This window comes from Parvibaculum sp. (genome assembly GCF_002684405.1).
Classification (GTDB): Bacteria; Pseudomonadota; Alphaproteobacteria; order Parvibaculales; family Parvibaculaceae; genus Parvibaculum.
Window position 1 is genome coordinate 1 of the sequence record NZ_NYVD01000126.1, and the last position, 19,421, is coordinate 19,421.

Consider the following 19,421-nt stretch of genomic DNA (forward strand, 5'->3'; position numbering starts at 1 on the left):
CCCGCCGTCACCATGGTCGCGGCGTGGATAAGCGCCGAAACAGGCGTCGGGCCTTCCATCGCGTCCGGCAGCCAGGTGTGGAGCAGGAACTGCGCCGACTTGCCCATGGCGCCCATGAAGAGCAGCAGGCAGGCCGTGGTGACGATCGGCACGTCATAGCCGAGGAAAAGGAACGTCTTGTCCTGCAGGTCCGGGATCGCCTTGAAGACGGTGTCGAAATCCACCGAACCGATGGTGAAGAACAGCGTCGCAATGCCGAGGATGAGGCCGAAGTCGCCGATACGGTTGACGACGAAGGCCTTGATCGCGGCGGCGTTGGCGCTCGGCTTCTTGTACCAGAAGCCGATCAGCAGATAGGAGGCAAGCCCCACGCCTTCCCAGCCGAAGAAGAGCTGCACGAAATTATCCGCCGTCACCAGCATGAGCATGGCGAAGGTGAAGAGCGACAGATAGGCGAAGAAGCGCGGCTGCTGCGGGTCGTGGCTCATATAGCCGATCGAATAGATGTGCACGAGCGCGGAGACCCAGGTCACCACGACGAGCATCACCGCCGTCAGCGTATCGATGCGCAGGCGCCAATCCGCCTCGAAGGCGCCGGAATTGATCCAGGTGAGAACCTGCAGGCGATAGGTCTCGCCCTGAAGCCCGACATCGACGAAGGCGAAGGCGGCCAGGATCGCGGCAATCACGATCGGCACGCAGGTAACGATCTGCGCGCCGCGCGGACCGAGCCAGCGACCGAAAATCCCGGCGGTCAGGAAGCCCAGAAGCGGCAGGAAGACGATGGCTGAGAACATTGCTTCCTTACCCCTTCATCGAATTGATGTCTTCAACCGCGATGGAGCCGCGGTTGCGATAGAACACAACGAGGATCGCCAGACCGATGGCGGCCTCGGCGGCGGCGACTGTCAGAACGAAAAGCGCAAAGACCTGACCGACCATATCGCCCAGAAATGTGGAGAAGGCCACGAGGTTGATATTGACGGCGAGCAGCATCAGCTCGATCGACATGAGGATGATGATGACGTTCTTCCGGTTCAGGAAGATGCCGAAAATCCCCAGCGTAAAGAGGATCGCCGCAACGGTCAGATAATGTCCGAGGCCGATAGCCATGTATTTCTCCTCGGCGCCATGAAGATGCGCCGCTTGTAACCCGTCAGAGCCCCTGTCCGGGATCGACTTTCTTGTTTTCGATCGCCTGATCGCGACGACGCGACACCTGGCGAGCAATGTTCTGGCGCTTGGCCTTGGTGTTCTCGCGGTGGGTCAGCACGATGGCGCCAACCATTGCCACGAGAAGAACCAGACCGGCCGCCTGGAAGAGATAGACGTAGTTGGTGTAGAGGAGCTGTCCGAGCGCGCGCGTGTTGTCGATCTGAGCGACGTCGGGGACGGGATGCGCCGCGACGCCGGCCGCTTCCGGCGCGAAGGTCCACGCGCCGAGCACCAGGACAAGCTCGACCAGCAGGATAAAGCCGACAAGGCCACCGATCGGCAGATATTGCAGGAAGCCCTCGCGCATCTCGGCGATGTCGATTTCGAGCATCATCACCACGAAGAGGAAGAGCACGGCGACGGCGCCGACATAGACGACGACCAGCATCAATGCCAGGAACTCCGCCCCCATCAGCACGAAGAGCGCGGCGGCGTTGAAGAAGGCCAGGATCAGGAAGAGCACCGAATGCACGGGGTTGCGCGCGGCGATGACCATAAAGCCCGCCGCGACGGTGATCGCCGCAAAGACGTAAAACGCTATGGCGGTAACAATCATGTCTGCCCCTTGCTCAATCCGGCCGCGTGACGCGCGCCGGCCCTTCCGTTAATTCCCCTGCCCTAATCCGGGCCCGCTCAGCGATACGGCGCATCGAGCGCAATGTTGCGCGCGATCTCGCGTTCCCAGCGGTCGCCATTGGCGAGGAGTTTGTCCTTGTCATACATGAGCTCTTCACGGGTCTCCGTGGCGAACTCGAAATTCGGTCCTTCGACGATGGCATCCACCGGGCAGGCCTCCTGGCAGAGACCGCAATAGATGCATTTCGTCATATCGATGTCGTAGCGCGTGGTGCGGCGGGTGCCGTCATTGCGGCGCGGGCCGGCCTCGATGGTGATGGCCTGCGCCGGGCAGATCGCCTCGCACAGCTTGCAGGCAATGCAGCGCTCTTCGCCGTTCGGGTAACGGCGCAGCGCATGTTCGCCACGGAAGCGCGGCGACAGCGCGCCCTTCTCGAACGGATAGTTCAGCGTCGCCTTGGGCTTGAAGAAATAGCGCATGGCGAGGAAGAAGCTCGAAACGAACTCCTGGAGAAAAAGCTGCCGGGCGGATTGCATAAGCGCGGACATGGCTCAGTCCTTTCCCTTGGCGAAAACGGATGCGGCGCGGTCAGGCATGCGGCACCCATCCGAAAGAGACCAGCACACCGGCCGTCAGCACGACCCAGAAGAGCGAGATGGGCAGGAACACCTTCCAGCCGAGGCGCATGAGCTGGTCATAGCGATAGCGCGGCACGAATGCCTTCACCATCGAGAACATGAAGAAGACGAGGAACACCTTGATGAGGAACCAGACGATTCCCGGCACCAGGGTGAACGGCGCGAAGTCGGCCGGGGGCAGCCAGCCACCGAGGAAGAGAATGGTGGTCATGGCGCACATCAGCAGGATCGAGACGTACTCGCCCAGCATGAACATCATGTAGGTGGTGGAGGAATATTCCACCATGAAGCCGGCGACGAGTTCCGATTCCGCTTCCGCAAGGTCGAAGGGCGGACGGTTCGTTTCCGCCAGCGCGGAGATGAAGAAGATCACCAGCATCGGCAAATGCGGCAGCCAGTACCAGGAGAAGAGCCCCCAAGAGCCGCGCTGCGCTTCCACCACCTCGGACAGGTTCAGCGAGCCCGCCGTCATCAGCACCGTCACGAGAACGAAGCCGATGGAGACTTCATAGGACACCATCTGCGCGGCCGAGCGAAGCGCCGACAGGAACGGATATTTAGAGTTCGACGCCCAGCCCGCCATGATGACGCCGTAAACGCCGAGCGAGGAGATGGCGAGGATGTAGAGGATGCCCACATTGATGTTGGAGATGACCCAGCCATCCGCCATCGGGATGACCGCCCAGCCCGACAATGCGAGTACGACGGAAACCAGCGGTGCGAGCAGGAACACGCCCTTGTTCGCGCTGGAAGGAATGACCACTTCCTTGAAGACGAACTTCAACAGGTCCGCGAAGGATTGCAGCAGGCCGAAGGCGCCGACGACATTGGGACCGCGACGAAGCTGCACCGCCGCCCAGATCTTGCGGTCGGCGAGCAGCACATAGGCCGTCACCAGCAACAGCGCGACCAGAAGGGCAAGCGACTGGGCGAGAATGATCGCCAGCGGAATGCCATATGAGACAAGTATATCGGACATACCCCCGGTGCCTTCCCTTAGTCTGCTGCCGCGCTGAGTGATGCGCTCTTCTCGGCGGAGCACAGCGCCATGACACGGCTTGCCCGCGCAATCGGATTGGTCAAATAGAAGTCCTTCACCGCCGTGTCAAAGGCTGCGTCTTCAAACGCGCCCTTTTCGCCGTCCGGCAGTTCGGCCGCGGGGAACACCATGTCGGTATCCGCGAAATGCGGCGCGTCTTCTTCCATGGCGACGCGAAGCGCATCGAGATCGTCGTAAGGCAGCGTCAGACCGAGCACGCCGGAAAGCGCGCGAATGATCGTCCAGTCCTCCCTCGCCTCGCCGGGCGGGAAGGAAGCACGACGTCCGATCTGGACGCGGCCTTCGGTGTTGACCCAGGTCGCCGACTTTTCGGTGTAGGCGGCGCCCGGCAGGATGACGTCGGCGCGGTGTGCGCCCCGGTCGCCATGCGTTCCCTGATAGACGACGAAGGCGGAGCCCAGCCGGTCCATGTCGATCTCGTCGGCGGAGAGAAGCCAGACAAGGCCGATCTCGCCGGAGGACGCGCCGTCCAGAATGCCGTCGATATCGCGACCGCCCTCGCCCGGCAGGAAGCCGAGATCGAGGCCGCCGACACGCGCCGCGGCGGTGTGGAGCACGTTGAAGCCGTTCCAGTCTTCGCGCACGGCCTTGGCGGCCTTGGCAAGCGCCACGGCAGCGGCGTGCACAGCGGCGCCGTCCTTGCGCGCCAGAGCGCTCTGCCCCAGCACGATCATCGGACGTTCGGCCTTGAGGAAGGCTTCGGCAAAGTCGCCCTTGCCGTCCAGCACGTCCTGAAGCGTCGCCGGACCGGCGCCGAGATAATCATAAGGATAGGTAAGATCGGCCTGCTCGCCGATCACGCCGACACGGGCACCGTTCTGGCGCTGCGCCTTCAGGATGCGCGCATTGAGCACCGGCGATTCCAGACGCGGGTTGGTGCCGACCAGCAGGATCATGTCCGCGCTGTCGATACCCGCCACGGTGGAGTTGAAAAGATAGTTGGCACGGGAAGACGCATCGATCTTCGCGCCATCCTGACGGCAATCCATATGCGGGGAGCCGATCTTGCCCAGAAGGTCCTTCAGGGCCTTCATGCTTTCGGCACAGGCCAGGTCGCCCGCAATGGCGGCTGCCTGATCGTCCTTCAGCTCACGGAGCTTGGCGGCGATGACGTCGAACGCCTCGTCCCAGGTCGCGGCGCGCAGCTTGCCGTTTTCGCGCACATAGGGCGTATCGAGGCGCTGCGTCTTCAGGCCGTCCCATACGAAACGGGTCTTGTCGGAAATCCACTCCTCATTCACCTCATCATTGAGGCGCGGGAGAATGCGCATCACTTCAGATCCGCGCGCATCGACGCGGATATTGGAGCCGAGCGCGTCCATCACGTCGATGGACTCGGTCTTGACGAGTTCCCACGGGCGCGCGGTGAAGGCGAAGGGACGGAAGGTCAGCGCGCCGACCGGGCAGAGATCGACGACATTCGCCGACATCTCGGAGGTGAGCGCCCGGTCGAGATAGGTCGTGACTTCCATGTCCTCGCCGCGGCCGATGGCGCCGAGTTCGCCGGCACCGGCGACTTCCGTCGTGAAGCGGATGCAGCGCGTGCACTGAATGCAGCGCGTCATCACCGTCTTCACCAGCGGGCCCATATATTTTTCTTCGACCGCGCGCTTGTTTTCATGGAAGCGCGACCCGTCCACGCCATAGGCCATGGACTGGTCCTGCAGGTCGCATTCGCCGCCCTGATCGCAGATCGGGCAGTCGAGCGGATGGTTGATGAGCAGGAACTCCATCACGCCTTCGCGGGCGCGCTTCACCATTTCGGTGTTGGTGAAGAGTTCCGGCGGCTGACCTTCCGGGCCGGGCCGCAGGTCGCGCACATTCTGCGCGCAGGATGCGACGGGCTTGGGCGGTCCGCCCTTCACCTCGATGAGGCACATGCGGCAATTGCCGGCAATCGACAGACGCTCGTGATAGCAGAAGCGCGGAATTTCCTTGCCCGCCGCCTCGCATGCCTGAAGCAGCGTCAGCTCCGGCGCAACATCGATTTCTTCACCGTCGACCTTGATGATGGTCATGCGCTTACTCCGCCGCCACTTGAGCCGCACCGCCGCGCTTGGCCGCGATGCGCTCTTCAATCGTTCCACGGAAATGCCGGATCAGACCCTGGACCGGCCATGCAGCCGCATCGCCCAGAGCACAGATGGTGTGGCCTTCGACACGCTTCGTCACATCGAGCAGCATGTCGATTTCCGCAGGCTCCGCTTCACCCGCCACCAGACGTTCCATCACGCGCCACATCCAGCCCGTGCCTTCGCGGCAGGGCGTGCACTGACCGCAGCTCTCGTGCTTGTAGAAATAGGAAAGACGCGCGATCGCCTTGATGATGTCGGTGGACTTGTCCATCACGATCACCGCGGCGGTGCCGAGACCCGACTGAACCGCCTTCAGCGAGTCGAAATCCATCAGCACGTCGTCGCAAACCGTTTTCGGCAGGAGCGGCACGGAAGACCCGCCGGGGATGACCGCCAGCAGATTGTCCCAGCCGCCGCGCACACCGCCGGCATGTTTTTCGAGCAGCTCGCGAAGCGGGATCCCCATCTCCTCTTCCACATTGCACGGCTTGTTCACATGGCCGGAAATGCAGAAGAGCTTGGTACCCGCATTGTTCGGTCGGCCCAGCCCGGAAAACCACGACGCGCCACGCCGCAGAATGGTGGGCGCAACCGCGATCGATTCCACATTGTTCACTGTGGTCGGCGCACCATAGAGACCGACATTGGCCGGGAAAGGCGGCTTGAGGCGGGGCATGCCCTTCTTGCCTTCAAGGCTTTCCAGCAGCGCCGTTTCCTCACCGCAGATATACGCGCCCGCGCCGTGATGGACGTAAAGATCGAAGTCCCAGCCGGAGCCTGCCGCGTTCTTGCCGATGAGGCCCGCCTCATAGGCCTGATCGACGGCGGCCTGAAGCTGCTCGCGCTCACGGATGAATTCGCCGCGCACATAGATGTAACAAGCATGCGCGCCCATGGCGAAGCTGGCGATGAGGCAGCCTTCGATGAGCTTGTGCGGATCGTGACGCATGATGTCGCGATCCTTGCAGGTGCCGGGCTCGGATTCGTCGGCATTGACGACGAGGTAATGCGGACGTCCGTCGGATTCCTTGGGCATGAAAGACCATTTCATGCCGGTCGGGAAACCCGCGCCGCCACGGCCGCGCAGACCCGAATTCTTCATCTCGTCGATGATCCAGTCGCGGCCCTTGGCGATGATCGCCGCCGTGCCGTCCCAATCGCCACGGCGCTTTGCGCCTTCAAGGCCCCAATCGTCGAAACCATAGAGATTGGTAAAGATACGATCCTTGTCTTCCAGCATCACTCACCCCCCGCCTTGCCGGCGGACATGGAGTCCTTCAGCGTGGTCGGCCCGTCTTCCGGCTCGGAAGAGCGGCGACCGTTTTGCGGCCCCGGCTTCACATCCTTGCCCGAACGCAGCTCGGAAAGGATCCGCTCGAATTTCTCCGCGTCGAGATCCTCGTAAAAATCGTCATTGATCTGCACCATGGGCGCATTCACGCAGGCGCCGAGGCATTCGACCTCGAGCCAGGAGAGCTTGCCGTCTTCGGACACCTCGCCCTCTTCGCCGATATGCTTGCGGCAGACTTCCTTCAAATCGTCCGCGCCGCGCAGCCAGCACGGCGTGGTGCCGCAAAGCTGCACGAAATGCTCGCCGACCGGAGACAGGTTGAACATGGTGTAGAAGGTCGCCACTTCGAGCGCCCGGATGTAATCCATGCCCAGCAGATCGGCGACATAGCGGATCGCCGGTTCCGGAAGCCAGCCATGCTGCTTCTGAGCCTGCCAGAGCAACGAGATGATCGCGGAGGCCTGTTTGCCGTCCGGGTATTTCGCCATCTGGGTTTTGGCCCAGTCGAGATTTTCGGGCGTGAACTCGAAGCTCTCGGGCTGATTGGGATCCAACCTGCGAACGCTCATCGGTCCACCTCACCAAACACGATATCGAGAGAGCCGAGGATCGCCGACACATCCGCCAGCATGTGGCCCTTGCAGAGATAATCCATCGCCTGAAGATGGGCGTATCCCGGCGCGCGGATCTTGCACTTGTAGGGACGGTTCGTGCCGTCGGCGACGAGGAAGACGCCGAACTCGCCCTTGGGTGCTTCCACCGCGGCATACACTTCGCCGGCAGGCACGTGATAGCCCTCGGTATAAAGCTTGAAGTGATGGATGAGCGCTTCCATGGAGCGCTTCATATCCTTGCGCGACGGAGCCGTCACCTTGTGGTCGGTATTGTGGACCGGACCGCCCGGCATCATTTCGATGCACTGCTTCATGATCCTGATCGACTGGCGCATCTCTTCCATGCGGATGAGATAACGGTCGTAGCAGTCGCCGTTCTTGCCGACCGGAATGTCGAAGTCGAGTTCGGAATAGACTTCATAGGGCTGCGAGCGGCGCAAATCCCAGGCCATGCCCGAGCCGCGCACCATGACGCCGGAGAAGCCCCAGTCCAGCGCATCCTGCTGCGAGACGACACCGATATCGACATTGCGCTGCATGAAGATGCGGTTGCCTGTCAGCAGGCCTTCCAGATCGTCCAGCACCTGAAGGCAGGGATCGCAGAAATTATAGATGTCTTCCAGAAGCTCCGGCGGCAGGTCCTTCGCCACACCACCCGTGCGGAAATAGTCGGCATGCATGCGGGCGCCGGATGCGCGCTCATAGAAGATCATGAGCTTTTCGCGTTCCTCGAAGCCCCAGAGCGGCGGCGTCAGCGCGCCGACGTCCAGCGCCTGCGTCGTCACGTTCAGCATGTGCGACAGGATACGGCCGATCTCGGAATACAGCACACGGATGAACTGCCCCCGGCGCGGCACCTCGATGTCGAGCAGCTTTTCGATGGCCAGGCAGTAGGCATGCTCCTGGTTCATCGGCGCCACATAGTCGAGGCGGTCGAAATAGGCATTGGCCTGGAGGTAGGTCTTGTATTCGATCAGCTTTTCGGTGCCGCGATGCAGGAGGCCGATATGCGGGTCCACGCGCTCGACGACTTCGCCGTCCAGTTCCAGCACCAGGCGCAACACGCCATGGGCCGCCGGGTGCTGCGGGCCGAAGTTCAGATGAAAATTCTGGAGCTGCTGTTCTGCCATCTTACTTCTCCGCCTTCTCATCGCCCGGGAGCAGATATTCGGCCCCTTCCCACGGGCTCATGAAGTCGAAGCTGCGGAATTCCTGATTGAGCTTGACCGGTTCGTAGACGACGCGCTTCTGGTCGTCGTCATAGCGCACCTCGACATACCCTGTGAGCGGGAAGTCCTTGCGCAGCGGATACCCGTTGAAACCGTAATCCGTCAGGATGCGGCGCAGGTCCGGATGATCGGAGAAGAGAACGCCATACATGTCGAAGACTTCACGCTCGAACCAGTTGGCCGCCGGGTAGATGGAGATGGCGCTCGGCACGGCCGTATCTTCGTCGGTCTCGAGTTTCACGCGAACGCGCTGATTCTGATGCATGGAAAGCAGGTGATAGACGACGTCGAAGCGCCGCGCCCGTGCGGGATAGTCCACCGCGGTAATGTCGATCAGCGTCGCGAAGCGGCAAGCCGGATCGTCGCGCAGAAACTTCAGAACCGACACGATGTGCTGAGCCTGCACATTGATCGTCAGTTCGCCATAGGCCACCTGCATGCCGAGCGCGGCATCCGGCAACGCGCCGACGATATGCTCGCCCAGATCAGTGAGACTTTCGTCCATCGGTCAGATCCCGAACTCGTTAGGCAGTGGCCGCGCGGAGATGCGCAACCGGAATGAGAAAACTCAGCGGTCGATCGTGCCCGTCCGCCGTATCTTCTTCTGAAGAGCAAGAATTCCGTAGAGGAGCGCCTCGGCAGTCGGCGGGCACCCCGGCACATAGACATCGACCGGCACCACGCGGTCGCAGCCTCGTACCACGGAATAGGAATAATGGTAATAGCCGCCGCCATTGGCGCAGGAGCCCATGGAGATGACGTAACGCGGCTCCGGCATCTGGTCGTAAACCTTGCGAAGCGCAGGCGCCATCTTGTTGGTCAGCGTGCCGGCAACGATCATCACGTCGGACTGGCGGGGGCTGGCGCGCGGCGCGACACCGAAACGCTCGACGTCGTAGCGCGGCATGGAGGTCTGCATCATCTCCACCGCGCAGCAGGCCAGACCGAAGGTCATCCACATCAGCGAGCCAGTGCGCGACCAGTTGATCAGGTCTTCCACCGTGGTGAGGACGAAGCCCTTGTCGGCCAGCTGGTTCGACATCTTCTCCAGACTGCCGCGATCTTCCGGCCAGGGCGCCTGCCCTTCGACCGCGCTCACCACACCGGGATTGTTGGCAATTACCTTGTCGGGGTTCTCAGTACTCATTCCCACTCCAGAGCGCCTTTGCGCCATTCATAGACGAAGCCGACGGTCAGGACGCCAAGGAATACGATCATCGACCAGAAGCCGAACAGCCCCACATCGCCGAGCGCAACGGCCCAGGGGAAGAGGAAGGCCACTTCCAGGTCGAAGATGATGAAGAGAATGGCGACGAGATAATATTTCACGTCGAACTTCATGCGCGCGTCCTCGAACGCATCGAAGCCGCATTCATAGGCTTTGAGCTTTTCGGGATCGGGATCGCTCGGGGCGATCAGGAACGGCGCGACGAGAAGGGCAAGACCGATGACCAGCGAGATGCCCATGAAAATGATGATGGGCAGATATTCGCTTAAGAGCTCTTGCATCCGAAAGTCCTCTCTGGAAGCCCGGGCTGCTCGCTATGGCAACAGCGCCCCTGCGCCGGGCTTCGATCCGCGGCCCGTGGATTTCGCATAAGCGAGTGAGCCGCCTGATTTGGCGCGCAGTATATCCCTCGCTATTGCAGAATCAAATGCTGACTGCAAGTCGTCGAGAGGAAAAAACCTAGAAAAACCGGGAAGTTGAGGGAGGTCCGGACGGACTCTTATTGCGACTCTTTCGCAATTGTTGCATTGCCGCAAAATGCATCTATTTGAGCCGGAAATTTGGCGAGGATGGCGGGAGTGACGGGACTCGAACCCGCGACCTCTGGCGTGACAGGCCAGCGCTCTAACCAACTGAGCTACACCCCCTCTTGCGACCAGCGCCCTCATCAGGGTGCGCGGTTCGTAAGCCACAGGGGGTGATGTGTCAAGCGCGGGATGACGCAAAAACGACAATCAAATCGACGGAGATGCGAAGCATCGGCGCCTGCGAGGTTTTCGCCTGAAATGCGCGTGATTTCCGGACGAAGACTTTGCCTTTCATCGGGCCTCTCACAGGGCCGGGACTTTCGTTTAGCCCGACCGATTCTCGCCTCGACGCCCCTCCCCTACGCGAACAGCGGAAAGGACGAATGCAACGAGGCTGTGTGTGTCATGAGGGAAATGCGCGGGCCGCTATCGGAGCTGCCATCCTCGGTGTCAGCCGGGATGTCGGGCGATGCGGAAAATGGTGGGCGGTGACAGGCTCGAACTGCCGACCCTCTCGGTGTAAACGAGATGCTCTACCAACTGAGCTAACCGCCCGCTTGCGCTGCCGTTTCCTATCCGATGGGACAGGTCTTGGCAATGTGCCGATTTCCACTTTCACGCCGTCTTACACAAATGCGCGACGACGAGCCTTCTACGATTGCATTCCGCGGCTAAACCCCCATCCTCATTGTCGACGCCGCCCCCACGACGCCCGGACCCTGCGTTTTGACCCGTACAATCGCTCCCTTTCTTGCCCTTCTCAGCGCGACGGCCATCCTGCTTATCGGAAACGGTCTCCTCGGCACGCTGGTGCCCATCCGCGCCGGAATCGACGGTTTCGGTACGCCGACCATCGGTCTCTTCGGCAGTGTCTATTTCGCAGGCTTTCTGGTGGGCTGTGTCGGGACGCCCTATATCGTGCGCCGCGCGGGTCATATCCGAAGTTTCGCGGCGCTGTGCGCGGCGGCATCGGCCGCGCCGCTCATCCATGCGCTTTTCAGCGACGCGTGGTCCTGGTCGGCCATGCGTGGCCTGACCGGCTTCTGCTTTGCCGGGCTCTATATGGTGATCGAAAGCTGGCTCAACGAGCAGGCCACCAACGAGACGCGGGGACGCCTGTTTGCCACCTATCTGGTGGTGAACCTTCTTTCCGTCACCGCGGGACAGCTTCTGCTCAACCTGTCGGACCCGGCGGCCTTCGGCCTGTTCGCGCTGTGCTCGATTCTCACCTCGGTGGCGCTCGTTCCCGTGGCGCTGACAACTTCGGTACAGCCTGCGCCCATCCAGACCGTCTCGATCAATCTGAGGCGCCTTTATGCGCTCTCTCCAGTGGGGTTGATGGGATCTTTCGTGATCGGCCTGACCAATGGTCCGTTCTGGACGCTGGCGCCGCTCTTCGCAGCCGATTCGGGCCTCAACACACGCGACATTTCCTTCTTCATGACGGCAGCCATCGTGGGCGGGGCGCTCGCCCAGTTTCCCATCGGCCGCTATTCGGACCGGCTGGACCGGCGCATCATCATTCTGCTGCTTTGCATCGGCGCGGTGCTGGGCGACATCGCCCTCTTCTATGCCGGCGGGATCGGTTCCATGGAAGCGCTGCTGGGCTCGGGATTCGCGTTCGGCGTCTTCAGCCTCACGCTCTATTCGGTGGTCGTCGCCCATATGAACGACCATGCGCAGGGGGAAAGTTTCGTCTCCGTTTCGAGCGGCCTGCTGCTGGTCTATGCCGCAGGCGCCATTATCGGGCCGTCGGCTGCCTCGCTGGTCGCACAGCGCTTCGGCATGGCGGCCATCTTCCTGTTCATCGCCGCCATTCACATCGTCTATGCACTTTTCACGCTGGCGCGGATCCGCTCGCGGCCTGCGCTGACGGAAGAGCAGCGGGGCGAGTTCGTGGCCGTTCCCTTCCCCCAGACCCAGGTGGCAGCCCCCGAACTGGACCCGCGCTCGGAGGAAGACGCCTCATACGCCGCCGAAGGAGACGCATCGGAAGGCGCCAGCGTCCAGCAGGGCGTGGCGGAGTTTTCGGAGGATTTCGAAATGGAGAACGCGTCCGAGGGATCGGCGATGGTCTCAGACGACGAAGCCGGGCCTTCACCGGAAAAGCCGTCCTGACACCCTCTTCAAACACATAGACCGGCACGCCCCTTTCGGGGCGGCCGGTCCAATGCGTCCGCAAGCATCTGTAGATCAGGCGTTAACGGCGTCTTTCAGACCTTTGCCCGCCTTGAATTTCGGCTGCTTCGATGCCGGAATCTGGATGGCTTCACCCGTGCGCGGATTGCGGCCTTCCGTGGCTGCGCGGTGCGAAACGTTGAACGTTCCGAAGCCAACGAGGCGGACTTCCTCTTCCTTCTTCAAGGATTCGGTGATGATGTCGAAAACGTAGTCGACAGCCTTGGTCGCATCAGCCTTGGACAGGCCGCTGCGGTCCGCCACTTCTGCAATGAGATCGTTCTTGTTCACTTTTGGCCCCTCTGGATGAGCGAGGGAATCGCGATTCCCTTCAGGAGTTCAGAGTCTACCCGCCCGGTCGGAAGGCGGTCAAAACAAAAAACGTAGGAATTCTGCGGAAAATTCGTTCTTCGCATATGCAAAAACGGGGGCCTTGCGGCCCCCGTTTACAGTTTCATGTCAGTGGCTTGCGCCTGTTTCCGCTCAGTGAGCCGTCACATTGCCGGCTGCGCCGGGCTGACGTGCCGCAGCGGCCTGTTCGGCCACATAGGCTTCCTCGTCCCACTCGATGGGCTCCGGCGGGCTGGTCAGAGCCCGGGCCAGCGCCTCGTCGATATTGTCCACAGGCACGATTTCCAGCGCGTTTTTCACATTGTCCGGAATATCGGCCAGATCCTTGGCGTTATCCTGCGGGATCAGCACCGTCTTGATGCCGCCGCGCAGCGCGGCGAGGAGCTTTTCCTTCAGGCCGCCGATCGGCAGGACACGTCCGCGCAGCGTGATCTCGCCCGTCATAGCCACGTCCTTGCGGACGGGGATGCCGGTCATGATCGAAACGATGGCCGTGGTCATGGCCACGCCCGCCGACGGACCGTCCTTCGGGGTCGCCCCTTCCGGCACATGGACGTGAATGTCCTTGCGGTCGAAAAGCGGCGGCTCGATGCCGAAGCGGGTCGCCCGGGCGCGCACGAAGGAGCTTGCCGCCGAGATCGATTCCTTCATGACGTCGCGCAGATTGCCCGTCACGGTCATCTTGCCCTTGCCGGGCATCATGACGCCTTCGATCGTCAGCAATTCGCCGCCGACCTCGGTCCAGGCAAGGCCGGTCACGATGCCGACCTGGTCTTCGCCCTCGGCCTCGCCGTAGCGATATTTGGGCACGCCCGCATAGTCCTCGATGTTCTCTTTGGTGAGCTCGACGGACTTCTTGTCGGTGGTGAGGATCTCCTTCACCGCCTTACGGGCAAGACTGTTGATCTCGCGCTCGAGGTTACGCACACCGGCCTCGCGCGTGTAGACGCGGATCAGGTGGCGCAGAGCGTCATCGTCGATGGACCATTCGCCCTTGCGCAGGCCATGGCTCTCGACGGCCTTGTCGATCAGATGACGGCGCGCGATCTCCACCTTCTCGTCCTCGGTGTAGCCGGCGATCCGGATGATCTCCATACGGTCGAGCAGCGGGCCGGGGATGTTGAGCGTGTTCGCCGTCGTCACGAACATGATGTCGGACAGGTCGTAGTCCACTTCGAGATAGTGGTCCGCGAAGGTGCCGTTCTGCTCCGGGTCGAGCACTTCCAGCAGCGCCGAAGAGGGATCGCCACGGAAGTCCGCACCCATCTTGTCGATCTCGTCGAGCAGGAAGAGCGGGTTGGTGTGCTTCACCTTCTTCATCGACTGGATGACCTTGCCGGGCATGGAGCCGATATAGGTCCGCCGGTGACCGCGGATTTCCGCTTCGTCCCGCACGCCGCCCAGCGACATGCGCACGAATTCGCGGCCCGTGGAGCGGGCGATCGACTTGCCGAGCGAGGTCTTGCCGACGCCGGGCGGGCCGACGAGGCAGAGGATCGGCCCCTTCAGCTTGTTGGAACGCTGCTGAACGGCGAGATATTCGACGATCCGCTCCTTGACCTTCTCCAGGCCAAAGTGATCCGTATCCAGAATTTCCTGCGCGGCGTTCAGATCCTTTTTCACCCGGGCTTTCTTCTTCCACGGGATCGACAGCATCCAGTCGAGGTAGTTGCGCACCACCGTCGCTTCCGCCGACATCGGGCTCATCTGCTTCAGCTTCTTGAGTTCGGCCTGAGCCTTTTCGCGCGCTTCCTTGGAGAGCTTGGTCTTTTCGATCCGCTCTTCCAGTTCGCGCAGCTCGTCCTTGCCGTCGTCGCTGTCGCCGAGTTCCTTCTGAATGGCCTTGAGCTGCTCGTTCAGATAGTACTCGCGCTGCGTCTTCTCCATCTGGCGCTTCACGCGGCTGCGGATACGCTTTTCCACCTGCAGCACGCTGATCTCGCCTTCCATGAGCGAGTAGACGCGCTCCAGACGCGAGGTCACGGAGGGCATTTCGAGAAGCTCCTGCTTCTCGGGCAGCTTGATGTTGATGTGGCTCGCAATCGTATCGGCGAGCTTGGCGGAGTCGTCGATCTGGCCGATCGAAGCGGTCACCTCCGGCGGCACCTTCTTGTTGAGCTTCACATAGCTCTCGAACTGGGTGACGACCGAACGCGCCAGCCCTTCGAGCTGATCGTCATCTTCGGATTCCTCCTCGATGACTTCGATCTCGGCCTCGAAGAATTCTTCATTGCCGGTGTAGCGCTTCACGCGGGCGCGCTTCACGCCCTCGACCAGCACCTTCACGGTGTTGTCGGGCAGCTTCAGCAACTGGAGCACGGTCCCGACGGCGCCGACTTCATAGATTTCATCCGTAGCAGGATTATCGTCCGCCGCGTTCTTCTGGGCGACCAGAAGAATCTGCTTGTCGTCCTGCATCACGTTTTCGAGCGCGCTCACCGACTTTTCGCGTCCGACGAAAAGGGGCACGATCATGTGCGGAAACACGACGATATCGCGGAGCGGCAGAACGGGAAGCGTCAGCTTGTCGCCGCCACTCACATCGCCTGCGGAACCTTCAGCTTTTTCATTTTCGTCAGACATGCTCATACCTTCCGTTACGCCCGCAGCCTGGAGACTAGCATTCTCATTATGAATGAATGCTGATCGCCGTCCTCAAGGGGTCAGCTTACCCGGATTCGGATAGCCGTGAGAGCGATCGCTTTCTGGGGGAGGCGCACCAACCGGATGGGGGGCGCCGCGCAGACCCGAAACTGCAGGACTTTACTCTGTTGATAAAGAAATGGCCTTGAAAGCCCGTGCTTTCAAGGCCATCCCCAAAATCGGGAAAAATCCTTTCGGATCAGGCGCTTGTCTCTACGTCATCCTGCCGTTCGGCATAGATATAGAGGGGACGCGCCTTGCCCTCGACCACTTCGTGGCCGATGACGACCTCTTCGACTCCCTCAAGCGCGGGCAATTCGAACATGGTGTCGAGCAGGATCGATTCCAGAATCGAGCGCAGGCCGCGCGCGCCGGTTTTGCGTTCGATGCCCTTTCGGGCGATCGCCCGCAGCGCTTCCTCGGAGAAAGTGAGCTTCACATTCTCCATATCGAAGAGGCGCTCATACTGCTTCACCAGCGCATTCTTCGGCACGGTCAGGATCTGGATCAGCGCATCCTCGTCGAGGTCTTCCAGCGTCGCCAGAACCGGGACACGACCGACGAATTCGGGAATCAGGCCGAATTTCAGCAGGTCTTCCGGCTCAAGCTCCTTGAGAAGCTCGCCCACCTTGCGTTCTTCCGGCGAGGAGACATTGGCCGAGAAGCCGATGCCCTGCCCCTTGCCGCGCCCGGCAATGATCTTGTCGAGACCCGCAAAGGCGCCGCCGCAGATGAACAGGATGTTCGTCGTGTCGACCTGCAGGAATTCCTGCTGCGGGTGCTTGCGACCGCCCTGGGGCGGCACGGAGGCAACGGTGCCTTCCATGATCTTCAGCAGCGCCTGCTGCACGCCTTCGCCCGACACGTCCCTCGTTATGGAGGGGTTGTCGGATTTGCGGCTGATCTTGTCGACCTCGTCGATATAGACGATGCCGCGCTGGGCCCGCTCGACATTGTAGTCGGCCGACTGCAGCAGCTTCAGGATGATGTTTTCCACATCCTCGCCGACATAACCGGCTTCGGTCAGCGTCGTCGCATCCGCCATGGTGAACGGCACATCGAGGATGCGCGCCAGCGTCTGGGCCAGAAGCGTCTTGCCGCAGCCCGTGGGGCCGATCAGCAGGATGTTCGACTTGGCCAGTTCGACGTCATTGTTCTTGGCGGCGTGGTTCAGGCGCTTGTAGTGATTGTGAACGGCCACGGCCAGCACGCGCTTGGCGTGGGCCTGCCCGATCACATAATCATCGAGCACCTCGTTGATTTCCTGCGGCGAAGGCACGCCATCCCTGGACTTCACCAGCGAGGACTTGTTCTCCTCGCGAATGATGTCCATGCACAGCTCGACGCACTCGTCGCAAATGAAAACGGTCGGCCCCGCAATAAGCTTCCTGACCTCGTGCTGGCTCTTGCCGCAAAAGGAACAGTACAGCGTGTTCTTGGAGTCGCCGCCGCTAACCTTGCTCATAGAAACTCCTTAGGCAGTTACCCGCAGGACGGGCCGAATGAATATTCCCATGCACCAACCGTGCCTGTCCTGCGGTGCGGGATCAAGTGACCGCGCAATTTCTTACGCGCGGCGCCGCAAATCGGATCGGATCCCGTCACCTGTCCGACATACGAGCATGTTACCCAATGCCGGATCAACATTTCATTACGATGGATCAATTGACCCGGGAATGGGCAAAAGGCCCCGATTCGAGGCATTTCCGTCGCCCGCGAAAGCCGGCCGCCCGATAGACACAAGAAACGGATTACTCCGTCTTGTCGTCGGAGGAAGAAGCCTCTTCGGAGGGGCCGCGCGCCACACCGACATGGTCGATCAGACCGAATTCCTTGGCCCTTTCGGGGGTCATGAAGTTATCGCGTTCCAGCGCATCCTCGACCGCCTTCAGCGACTGACCGGTGTGATTCACATATATCTGGTTGAGACGCTCGCGGATTGCGAGGGTTTCACGCGCGTGAATCTCGATATCGGTGGCCTGGCCCTGGAAGCCGCCGGAGGGCTGGTGCACCATAATCCGGGCATTGGGCAGCGCGAAGCGCATGCCCTTTTCGCCCGCCGTCAGCAGCAGCGAGCCCATGGAAGCGGCCTGGCCCATGCAGACGGTCGAAACGGGCGGCCGGATATGCTGCATCGTGTCGTAGATCGACAGGCCGCTCGTCACTACGCCGCCGGGCGAGTTGATGTACATCGAGATTTCTTTTTTGGGATTTTCCGCCTCGAGGAAAAGGAGCTGCGCGGTAATCAGCGTCGCCATGCCGTCTTCCACGGGGCCGGCCACGAAGATGATCCGCTCCTTCAGCAAGCGCGAAAAGATGTCATAGGCGCGTTCGCCCCGATTGGTCTGCTCGACCACCATCGGCACGAGATTCATATACATATCGAGCGGGTCTTTCATGGTCACTCCTGAGCGTCGGCTCTCTTGAGTCTCTTCGGGCTTCGGTCCGGCGTGGAGCGGCTGCGGGCCCGGGGCCTCCCAGCCCCTTCGTTGCGTCTCCCGCGCCGCAAGGCACCTGACGACTATGGCTAATGTGATTCGGTAAAAGGTCGGTTCAGAACTCTAGCGCATAGACCAATATAGGGTCAGATGCTGAAGATTTCCTCCCCTCTGCGCGAAGGGTCTTGCGCATTTTTCAGCGCAGCCTCAGGACGGGTCATTCTCCCGGCCTGGCGCAGGCGCCTCGGCCCGGTCTTTCGCCTCTTCCGGCGCGCCTGGGCACCCTTTCTCCCGCATCAACCGCCCGACCTCGCGATTGCGGACCAGAAGCGCTTCGGCCTCTTTTTTCTCAGTGTCCGACAAATCGATGAAAAACAGCATGCCGGGGACCAGCACGGCGCCGGCGATCATGCCCGCATTATTGTCGTTCGAATGCCTCGTCTCCCCGACGAGATCGTCGATCCGGGAGCGGTTGACGGCCAGCTCCCCGGCCAGATGATCGCATGAGAGGACGGCGTCGGTGGTCCGGTGCTGCTGCACCTCAACGGTCTTCCGACCGCCGCAGGCCGTCAGCGCTACCGCCGCGACCAAAACACATACGCCCCGAACACCCCACATCGCCGTTTCCCCCAGGCAATCAAATCAAGTCGAGTTCAATAATGCTGCCCCCGGACACAATGTCCAGCTTCTCGCCCGGTAGAAAATGGGGCATCCTGTATCGGGCTTTCTTTATTCTGGGGGGACAACATGATTGCCAGACTATTTTTCTCCATTCTTCTGCTGACATCTCTCGCGGCCTGCGCGTCCGGCGCGCGCTCCGGCGCCATGACGGCTCCCGTCACAGAAGCCACCGTCATTTCCGACACGTCCTCGCTGAAAAAGGCCATCACGGTCGGTGACGTCACAGGGGGCTCGGAAACAAATCCGCTCTGGACCTCAGAGGTCGGCAGCCCGGAATTCAAGACGGCGCTCGAACAGTCGCTGATGCTCGACGCCATGTATGCGGCCGAAAAACCGAAATACCGGCTGGACGCCCAAATGCTGGATATCGACCAGCCGATAGTCGGGCTCGATCTCACCGTCGACTCGCACGTCCGCTACCGCCTCACAGAGATCGACACCAATGAGCTCGTGTATGAGAGAGAAATTTCCTGCTCCTACACAGCGAATTTTTCCGATGCCTTTCTTGGTGTGGAACGCCTCCGGCTCGCCAATGAGGGAACCATGAAGAAGAATATTTCCCTCTTCATCGAAGAGTTGGTTCGAGAATTCAAAAAGCGAGATGCGGCGGCGGCGGCAGCACCGGCCTCCACTGAGGATCTGGCCGGCGCCGGCACCTGACGCCCGCCATCAGGCC

Annotated in this window: 19 protein-coding genes and 2 tRNA genes; 2 read left to right on the forward strand and 19 right to left on the reverse strand. The window is 61.3% G+C overall.

The genetic code is table 11. The features are described 5' to 3' along the window. From CMI59_RS11685 to CMI59_RS11750, 14 genes are all read right to left on the reverse strand, one after another. Positions 1-797: proton-conducting transporter membrane subunit (locus CMI59_RS11685; RefSeq protein WP_293328432.1), on the reverse strand; the 797-nt coding region annotated here is incomplete at its 3' end. Between the two features lie 7 nt (positions 798-804). Continuing rightward, positions 805-1,113, reverse strand: a complete 309-nt coding sequence (nuoK, locus tag CMI59_RS11690) for an NADH-quinone oxidoreductase subunit NuoK (protein ID WP_293328433.1) — start codon at positions 1,111-1,113, stop codon at positions 805-807. A gap of 43 nt (positions 1,114-1,156) precedes the next feature. Next, complete coding sequence (locus CMI59_RS11695; RefSeq protein WP_293328434.1) at positions 1,157-1,771, reverse strand: NADH-quinone oxidoreductase subunit J; 615 nt, start codon at positions 1,769-1,771, stop codon at positions 1,157-1,159. 77 nt (positions 1,772-1,848) lie between these two features. Beyond that, on the reverse strand, positions 1,849-2,340 hold the full coding sequence (gene nuoI, locus CMI59_RS11700; RefSeq protein WP_293328435.1) for an NADH-quinone oxidoreductase subunit NuoI: 492 nt from the start codon (positions 2,338-2,340) through the stop codon (positions 1,849-1,851). A 40-nt stretch (positions 2,341-2,380) separates the two neighbouring features. Further along, positions 2,381-3,409 (reverse strand): NADH-quinone oxidoreductase subunit NuoH, encoded by a 1,029-nt coding sequence (nuoH, locus tag CMI59_RS11705; protein ID WP_293328436.1) that lies wholly within the window; start codon positions 3,407-3,409, stop codon positions 2,381-2,383. Between the two features lie 17 nt (positions 3,410-3,426). Next, positions 3,427-5,508, reverse strand: coding sequence for an NADH-quinone oxidoreductase subunit NuoG (gene nuoG, locus CMI59_RS11710; protein ID WP_293328437.1), 2,082 nt, complete (start codon positions 5,506-5,508; stop codon positions 3,427-3,429). A gap of 4 nt (positions 5,509-5,512) precedes the next feature. After that, positions 5,513-6,805 carry an NADH-quinone oxidoreductase subunit NuoF gene (gene nuoF, locus CMI59_RS11715; RefSeq protein WP_293328438.1) on the reverse strand — a complete coding sequence of 431 codons (1,293 nt, stop codon included), beginning with the start codon at positions 6,803-6,805 and terminating at the stop codon, positions 5,513-5,515. Beyond that, positions 6,805-7,425: an NADH-quinone oxidoreductase subunit NuoE gene (gene nuoE / locus CMI59_RS11720; RefSeq protein WP_293328439.1), complete on the reverse strand. Its 621-nt coding sequence runs from the start codon at positions 7,423-7,425 to the stop codon at positions 6,805-6,807. The genes nuoF and nuoE overlap by 1 nt, the downstream gene beginning before the upstream one ends. Next, a complete protein-coding gene (locus tag CMI59_RS11725; protein ID WP_293328440.1) occupies positions 7,422-8,600 on the reverse strand; it encodes an NADH-quinone oxidoreductase subunit D in 1,179 nt (392 codons plus the stop codon). Before CMI59_RS11725 ends, nuoE begins: the two co-directional genes overlap by 4 nt. 1 nt (position 8,601) lies before the next feature. Beyond that, complete coding sequence (locus CMI59_RS11730; RefSeq protein ID WP_293328441.1) at positions 8,602-9,204, reverse strand: NADH-quinone oxidoreductase subunit C; 603 nt, start codon at positions 9,202-9,204, stop codon at positions 8,602-8,604. A gap of 63 nt (positions 9,205-9,267) precedes the next feature. Continuing rightward, positions 9,268-9,846, reverse strand: a complete 579-nt coding sequence (locus CMI59_RS11735) for an NADH-quinone oxidoreductase subunit B (protein ID WP_293328442.1) — start codon at positions 9,844-9,846, stop codon at positions 9,268-9,270. Beyond that, positions 9,843-10,208, reverse strand: coding sequence for an NADH-quinone oxidoreductase subunit A (locus tag CMI59_RS11740; protein ID WP_167095151.1), 366 nt, complete (start codon positions 10,206-10,208; stop codon positions 9,843-9,845). The genes CMI59_RS11735 and CMI59_RS11740 overlap by 4 nt, the downstream gene beginning before the upstream one ends. 289 nt (positions 10,209-10,497) lie before the next feature. Continuing rightward, positions 10,498-10,574: transfer RNA gene (locus CMI59_RS11745), tRNA-Asp, on the reverse strand. Between the two features lie 359 nt (positions 10,575-10,933). Continuing rightward, a tRNA-Val gene (locus CMI59_RS11750) sits at positions 10,934-11,009 on the reverse strand. Between the two features lie 171 nt (positions 11,010-11,180). Between CMI59_RS11750 and CMI59_RS11755 the strand changes: the two genes are divergently transcribed. Then, the gene (locus tag CMI59_RS11755) at positions 11,181-12,572 is read left to right on the forward strand and encodes an MFS transporter (RefSeq protein WP_293328443.1); all 1,392 of its coding nucleotides are present in this window, start codon (positions 11,181-11,183) and stop codon (positions 12,570-12,572) included. A 75-nt stretch (positions 12,573-12,647) separates the two neighbouring features. Here CMI59_RS11755 and CMI59_RS11760 read toward each other — a convergent pair whose 3' ends face one another. The 5 genes from CMI59_RS11760 to CMI59_RS11780 all read right to left on the reverse strand — a co-directional run bounded on the left by CMI59_RS11760 (position 12,648) and on the right by CMI59_RS11780 (position 18,604). After that, positions 12,648-12,923: an HU family DNA-binding protein gene (locus CMI59_RS11760; protein WP_293328444.1), complete on the reverse strand. Its 276-nt coding sequence runs from the start codon at positions 12,921-12,923 to the stop codon at positions 12,648-12,650. A 192-nt stretch (positions 12,924-13,115) separates the two neighbouring features. Next, positions 13,116-15,566 (reverse strand): endopeptidase La, encoded by a 2,451-nt coding sequence (gene lon / locus CMI59_RS11765; protein WP_293328445.1) that lies wholly within the window; start codon positions 15,564-15,566, stop codon positions 13,116-13,118. Positions 15,567-15,825: 259 nt separating this feature from the next. Continuing rightward, entirely contained in the window at positions 15,826-17,091 is a 1,266-nt protein-coding gene (gene clpX, locus CMI59_RS11770) for an ATP-dependent Clp protease ATP-binding subunit ClpX (protein WP_293328446.1), read from the reverse strand. Between the two features lie 286 nt (positions 17,092-17,377). Next, complete coding sequence (locus CMI59_RS11775; RefSeq protein ID WP_293328447.1) at positions 17,378-18,025, reverse strand: ATP-dependent Clp protease proteolytic subunit; 648 nt, start codon at positions 18,023-18,025, stop codon at positions 17,378-17,380. Positions 18,026-18,271: 246 nt separating this feature from the next. Continuing rightward, complete coding sequence (locus CMI59_RS11780) at positions 18,272-18,604, reverse strand: hypothetical protein (protein ID WP_293328448.1); 333 nt, start codon at positions 18,602-18,604, stop codon at positions 18,272-18,274. A 207-nt stretch (positions 18,605-18,811) separates the two neighbouring features. Here CMI59_RS11780 and CMI59_RS11785 point away from each other — a divergent pair, with 207 nt between their 5' ends. Beyond that, on the forward strand, positions 18,812-19,405 hold the full coding sequence (locus tag CMI59_RS11785; protein WP_293328449.1) for a hypothetical protein: 594 nt from the start codon (positions 18,812-18,814) through the stop codon (positions 19,403-19,405). Positions 19,406-19,421: the final 16 nt, after the last annotated feature.

What these genes read in the sequence shown, in the direction of transcription:
- nuoK (WP_293328433.1), bottom strand. Translation starts at nt 1,113, where the DNA reads ATGGCTATCGGCCTCGGACATTATCTGACCGTTGCGGCGATCCTCTTT.
- CMI59_RS11695 (WP_293328434.1), bottom strand. Translation starts at nt 1,771, where the DNA reads ATGATTGTTACCGCCATAGCGTTTTACGTCTTTGCGGCGATCACCGTC.
- nuoI (WP_293328435.1), bottom strand. Translation starts at nt 2,340, where the DNA reads ATGTCCGCGCTTATGCAATCCGCCCGGCAGCTTTTTCTCCAGGAGTTC.
- nuoH (WP_293328436.1), bottom strand. Translation starts at nt 3,409, where the DNA reads ATGTCCGATATACTTGTCTCATATGGCATTCCGCTGGCGATCATTCTC.
- nuoG (WP_293328437.1), bottom strand. Translation starts at nt 5,508, where the DNA reads ATGACCATCATCAAGGTCGACGGTGAAGAAATCGATGTTGCGCCGGAG.
- nuoF (WP_293328438.1), bottom strand. Translation starts at nt 6,805, where the DNA reads ATGCTGGAAGACAAGGATCGTATCTTTACCAATCTCTATGGTTTCGAC.
- nuoE (WP_293328439.1), bottom strand. Translation starts at nt 7,425, where the DNA reads ATGAGCGTTCGCAGGTTGGATCCCAATCAGCCCGAGAGCTTCGAGTTC.
- CMI59_RS11725 (WP_293328440.1), bottom strand. Translation starts at nt 8,600, where the DNA reads ATGGCAGAACAGCAGCTCCAGAATTTTCATCTGAACTTCGGCCCGCAG.
- CMI59_RS11730 (WP_293328441.1), bottom strand. Translation starts at nt 9,204, where the DNA reads ATGGACGAAAGTCTCACTGATCTGGGCGAGCATATCGTCGGCGCGTTG.
- CMI59_RS11735 (WP_293328442.1), bottom strand. Translation starts at nt 9,846, where the DNA reads ATGAGTACTGAGAACCCCGACAAGGTAATTGCCAACAATCCCGGTGTG.
- CMI59_RS11740 (WP_167095151.1), bottom strand. Translation starts at nt 10,208, where the DNA reads ATGCAAGAGCTCTTAAGCGAATATCTGCCCATCATCATTTTCATGGGC.
- lon (WP_293328445.1), bottom strand. Translation starts at nt 15,566, where the DNA reads ATGTCTGACGAAAATGAAAAAGCTGAAGGTTCCGCAGGCGATGTGAGT.
- clpX (WP_293328446.1), bottom strand. Translation starts at nt 17,091, where the DNA reads ATGAGCAAGGTTAGCGGCGGCGACTCCAAGAACACGCTGTACTGTTCC.
- CMI59_RS11775 (WP_293328447.1), bottom strand. Translation starts at nt 18,025, where the DNA reads ATGAAAGACCCGCTCGATATGTATATGAATCTCGTGCCGATGGTGGTC.
- CMI59_RS11785 (WP_293328449.1), top strand. Translation starts at nt 18,812, where the DNA reads ATGATTGCCAGACTATTTTTCTCCATTCTTCTGCTGACATCTCTCGCG.